Genomic DNA, 4,545 nt, shown 5'->3' on the forward strand with positions numbered 1-4,545 from the left:
GGGCAGTTTCGAAACGCCGTCGACATAGGGAAGCTTCGCTTCGACGCCCCACTGGATGGTTGGCGCGATGCCGGCCGGGTCGTCGAAGGCGGCGATCGCCAGCGCCACGCCGTCCGGCGCCTCGAAGGTCACCGGCGTGCCGCATTCGGCGCAGAAGCCGCGCCATGCCGCGCTGGACGAGCGGAAGCGCTTCGGCCCGCCGCGCGTCCAGTCGAGCCTGGCGCCGCGCACCGAGACCAGCGGCAGATAGAAATTGCCGCTCGCCTTCTGGCACATGCGGCAATGGCAGACCGAGGCATCGCCCAGCGCGCCCTCAACGCGGAAACGTACGGCGCCGCACTGGCACCCGCCCGTATAGACCGGCCGGTTATCAAGGCTCATCGATCCCTCCCATCGAGCTCACTCCGGATCATGGCAGACCGCCTCGACATTGTTGCCGTCGGGATCGAAGACGAAGGCGCCGTAATAATTGGGGTGGTAATGCGGACGCAGCCCCGGCCCGCCATTGTCCTTGCCGCCGGCCGCAAGGGCCGCGGCATGGAAGGCGTCGACCTCGGCGCGGCTGCGCGCGGTGAAGGCGACATGCTGATGGTCCTTCGGCTTCTCCTTGCCCGCGCTCAGCCAGAACACCGGCCGGTCGCGGCCATAGCCGCCGACCTTGGCGCCGGCGGTATATTCCTCCGGCACCATGTAGAGCAGCGAAGCGCCAAGCGGCGCCATCGCCTTGTCGTAGAAGGCCTTGGACTTTTCGAAATCGGAAACGCTGATGCCGAGATGATCGATCATGGAACGAGCTCCTGCGTTGCGGTCTCCGGCACTTCGGCGCCGGCCAGGCCGGCCGCAATGACGATGTGCTGGCAGACATTGTCGATATCGCGGATCACGTCGTCGTTCCAGAAGCGCAGGATGGTCCAGCCGCTTGCAGCTAGATAGCCACTTCTTGCCTCGTCACGGTTTAAGTGTTCCGCATCGCCATGCTGGCTGCCATCGACCTCGACTATGAGGCGATGGGCCGAGCACGCGAAATCAACGATATAAGGCCCGATCGGCACCTGCCGCCGGAAGCTCATGCCCATCAAGCGGTGGGCACGCAACTCGTTCCAAAGTTTCAGCTCGGCATCCGTCATGGCACGCCGCATGGACTTGGCGTTATTGCGCTGACGGGATGGAACGAGGTCGTGACCATAGCTACACGCCCTCACGTTTGCGACTAACGAAATCGCACGCCCGAGCTAATCTCCCCCCTTGCGGGGGAGATGTCCGGCAGGACAGAGGGGGGTGCTGTCCCGCCGACGTAGCAACGAGAGAGTGCTGCCCTCCTAGGAAATAGCGGGTGTGTGAGTGGGAAAACTCAAACCCTGGAGTTCCTTCGCACCCCCCTCTGTCCTGCCGGGCATCTCCCCCGCAAGGGGGGAGATTGGACGTCACCGGCGCCTCCGCCAGTCCTGAAACGATCCCCTGCGCCACCCTCACCGCTTGATCTCCCAGGTCGTCACGCGCTGGCCGGTGACCGGATCCTTGCCGTCCTTGAGCTGAACGCCCTGCGCCAGAAGCTCGTCGCGGATGCGGTCGCCTTCGGGCCAATTCTTATCGGCGATGAACCTCAGACGCCTGGCGATCGCCGCAGCGATCACGGTTTCGTCCACCTTCGCTGCGCCGACATCGAAACCCAGAAAGGCAAGCGCCGCTTTCAGTGAAGCCGCGGCGGCGTTCTCGCCGGCGCCAGTGAACTCCACCGCCTCGCCGGCAAGCTGCGTCAATCGCTGAAAGGCAGTGTAGGTGGCGAGGTCGTCGGACAACGCCTCCAGCACGTATGCCGGCAGGTCCCTCGCCGCCGCGGGTGCAAGGTCGGCCGCACGTTTCCATTTGCGCAGCGTGTTTTCCGCCTCCTCCAGCTTGCGCACGGAAAAGTCGATCGGCTCGCGGTAATGCGTCATCAGCATCGCCAGCCGCAGCACCTCGCCCGGCCATTTCCTGCCGCCGAAAGTCTCGGTCTCCAAGAGCTCATGGATCGAATAGAAATTGCCGAGGCTCTTCGACATTTTCTGGCCCTCGACCTGAAGGAAGCCGTTGTGCATCCAGACATTGGCCATGACTTTGGTGCCGTGGGCGCAGCGCGACTGGGCGATCTCGTTCTCGTGATGCGGGAAGATCAGGTCGAGGCCGCCGCCATGGATGTCGAAGATCTCGCCGAGATAGGCGGCCGACATGGCCGAGCATTCGATGTGCCAGCCCGGACGGCCCCTGCCCCACGGGCTTTCCCAGCCGGGCTCTTCCGGCGTCGAGAGTTTCCATAAAACGAAATCGCCGGGGTTCTTCTTGTGGACGTCGACCGCGATGCGGGCGCCGGCCTGCTGCTCGTCGAGATTGCGCTTCGAAAGCTCGCCATAATCGGGCATCGAGGCGGTGTCGAAGAGCACCTCGCCCCCGGCGACATAGGCGTGGCCGCGCTCGATCAGTTGCGCAATCAGCGACAGCATGTCGGCCTTGCCGTCGGCGCGGGGCGCGACGAACTCGGTCGCCCGCGGCTCGTGGGTCGGCTCCAAACAGCCGAGTGCCGCGACATCTTTGTGGTACTGGTCGGCGGTCTTTTCGGTGACGCGCCGGATCGCGTCGTTCAGCGAAAGCGTCCCGACTTCGATCTCGGCGCCGAAATCGCGCAGGGCGCGCGCATTTATCTTGTCGTCGACATCCGTGATGTTGCGCACATACGTGACGTGCTTTTCGCCATAGAGTTGGCGCAGCAAACGGAACAGCACGTCGAAGACGATCGCCGGCCGCGCGTTGCCGATATGGGCAAAGTCGTAGACTGTCGGGCCGCAAACATACATGCGCACGTTTTGCGGATCGATCGGAACGAAACGCTCCTTCGCCCGCGTCAGCGTGTTGTAAAGGCTGAGGCCCTTCGATGCGTCAGACATTCGTGCTCTTCCGATCCCTTATGTTGGACGGAGCCTCCCCGCGCGCGGGCGCAAATCGGGCTCCAGCCTGCTGGCCGGGGCGTTTGTCCAATCTAGGGGAAGATAAGGCGAAAACGTCCGGACCAGCGCGAGGCTAGCCAATAATGCAAATGCCACAAATGGCGAAAGACGTTTTCATGCCCGGCTTTATCGCGTCCGCAGGTGTTGCCGTCAAGTCGCTCAACTCGGGAAAGCTGTCGTTCCATCACAGGTAAAAACGGGCCGAAACATTTTATTAAGCATCTCGGCACAGTGATGAAACATTATCGGACTAGACCGCCAAACGTCACGATTTGGTCCGAATCGACCACCAAACCCAGACACGAAAACGTTACCAGGGAAGAGAACAATGCCTCGAAGTAAGCAAGAACAAAGTCGACCGGCGCAACAGCCGCTCGCCAGCCACTACCGCGCGATCGGCCCTGCGGCCATCGTCGCAGCCCTTCTTCACACCGCGAAGAAGAAGAAGCCGGCGCAGAAGATCATCTCGCCGCGCGCCGCTTGAAACGGCAGGACCGGCGCAGTCTCCGATGATCGGGGTGCCGGCGATGAGGGCGACGCCAATGCTCGCCCTGGAGATGAAGGCCTCCGCTAGCAGCCTTCGCTAAAACAGGGTCATCTGGTTTTCGTCCGCGCCGGGTTTCTGGCGCCTGACCTTGTCGGGCTGAGGCCCGACCATGCCCCGCTCCTGAATCTCCGGCCCGGTGTTGGCGACCTTGTTGACGAGGTCGGAAACCGGAATCGCCTCGAAGAAATCGGGCTCGGCGGGCTTGAGGAGGTCGAGCACGTCGCGCGGCTCCTGCGTGCGGCAATCCAACCAGCGGGCGAAATCGCGTTCCTCGATCACCACCGGCATGCGGTCGTGGATATGGGCGGTGCCGGCGTTGGCCCGCGTGGTGAGGATCGCGCCGGTGTCCATCTCGGAACCGCCCGGCTCGGCATAGGTCTCGATCAGACCGGCGAAGGCGATCACCCCGCCCCGCCGCGGCTGGATCCAGTAGGGCTGGCCCTTGGCGCTACCCGACTGCTGCCATTCATAAAAGCCGGAGGCCGGCACAAGCGTGCGACGATGGCGCATGGCGGTCTTGAACGAGGCCTTCTGCAGCACGCCTTCCGAGCGCGCGTTGAAGAGCAGCGGAAATTCCTTCGTATCCTTGACCCAAGTCGGGATCAGGCCCCAGCGCACCAGCATCGCCTGGCGGTCTGGCAGGTTGGAGCCTGGCGCTCTTGGCGGACTGGCGAACGCCATCAGCACCGGCTGCGTCGGAGCGATATTGTAGCGGGCCGGAAACGCCTCCAGCTCCGCCAGGCCAAGAATGGCGGCGGTCTGGTCCGGCGAGGCGGTCAGGGCAAAGCGTCCGCACATGGATTGGCTCTTCGGTCGGGATCGCCATGAAAGTGGCGATGGAACCGCCGCGCCGCAACCGCTAAAGCTGTCCGGTCCACAACCAAGCCGGCAGCCGGCGCGATTCGCAACGCATGAACAAGGTTCGCAAGATTATCCCGGCAGTCTCCGTCGCCGTCGCGCGCGGCAAGACGGTGCTGCTTGTCAAGCGGGCGCGGCCGCCTTCGCAAGGGCTCTACG

Annotated in this window: 6 protein-coding genes and 1 pseudogene; 2 read left to right on the forward strand and 5 right to left on the reverse strand. The window is 63.7% G+C overall.

Features of this window, described 5'->3' with window-relative positions; all coding sequences use genetic code 11:
* The 4 genes from EOA75_RS29260 to cysS form a co-directional block, all read right to left on the reverse strand.
* Positions 1–381: GFA family protein (locus EOA75_RS29260; RefSeq protein ID WP_164747638.1), on the reverse strand; the 381-nt coding region annotated here is incomplete at its 3' end.
* An 18-nt stretch (positions 382–399) separates the two neighbouring features.
* Positions 400–786, reverse strand: coding sequence for a VOC family protein (locus EOA75_RS29265; protein WP_066997387.1), 387 nt, complete (start codon positions 784–786; stop codon positions 400–402).
* A complete protein-coding gene (locus EOA75_RS29270) occupies positions 783–1,202 on the reverse strand; it encodes a DUF559 domain-containing protein (RefSeq protein ID WP_281058585.1) in 420 nt (139 codons plus the stop codon). Before EOA75_RS29270 ends, EOA75_RS29265 begins: the two co-directional genes overlap by 4 nt.
* A 267-nt stretch (positions 1,203–1,469) precedes the next feature.
* A complete protein-coding gene (gene cysS / locus EOA75_RS29280; RefSeq protein ID WP_095823670.1) occupies positions 1,470–2,921 on the reverse strand; it encodes a cysteine--tRNA ligase in 1,452 nt (483 codons plus the stop codon).
* 388 nt (positions 2,922–3,309) lie between these two features.
* Between cysS and EOA75_RS29285 the strand changes: the two genes are divergently transcribed.
* Positions 3,310–3,465 carry a hypothetical protein gene (locus tag EOA75_RS29285; RefSeq protein WP_082953737.1) on the forward strand — a complete coding sequence of 52 codons (156 nt, stop codon included), beginning with the start codon at positions 3,310–3,312 and terminating at the stop codon, positions 3,463–3,465.
* A 99-nt stretch (positions 3,466–3,564) separates the two neighbouring features.
* Here EOA75_RS29285 and EOA75_RS29290 read toward each other — a convergent pair whose 3' ends face one another.
* Positions 3,565–4,326, reverse strand: a complete 762-nt coding sequence (locus EOA75_RS29290) for an SOS response-associated peptidase (protein ID WP_127325788.1) — start codon at positions 4,324–4,326, stop codon at positions 3,565–3,567.
* A 113-nt stretch (positions 4,327–4,439) separates the two neighbouring features.
* Between EOA75_RS29290 and EOA75_RS35320 the strand changes: the two are divergent.
* A pseudogene (locus EOA75_RS35320) lies at positions 4,440–4,545 on the forward strand (DNA mismatch repair protein MutT); the annotation flags it as partial.

This window comes from Mesorhizobium sp. M1A.F.Ca.IN.022.07.1.1, assembly GCF_003997575.1.
In the GTDB taxonomy this organism is placed as follows: domain Bacteria; phylum Pseudomonadota; class Alphaproteobacteria; order Rhizobiales; family Rhizobiaceae; genus Mesorhizobium.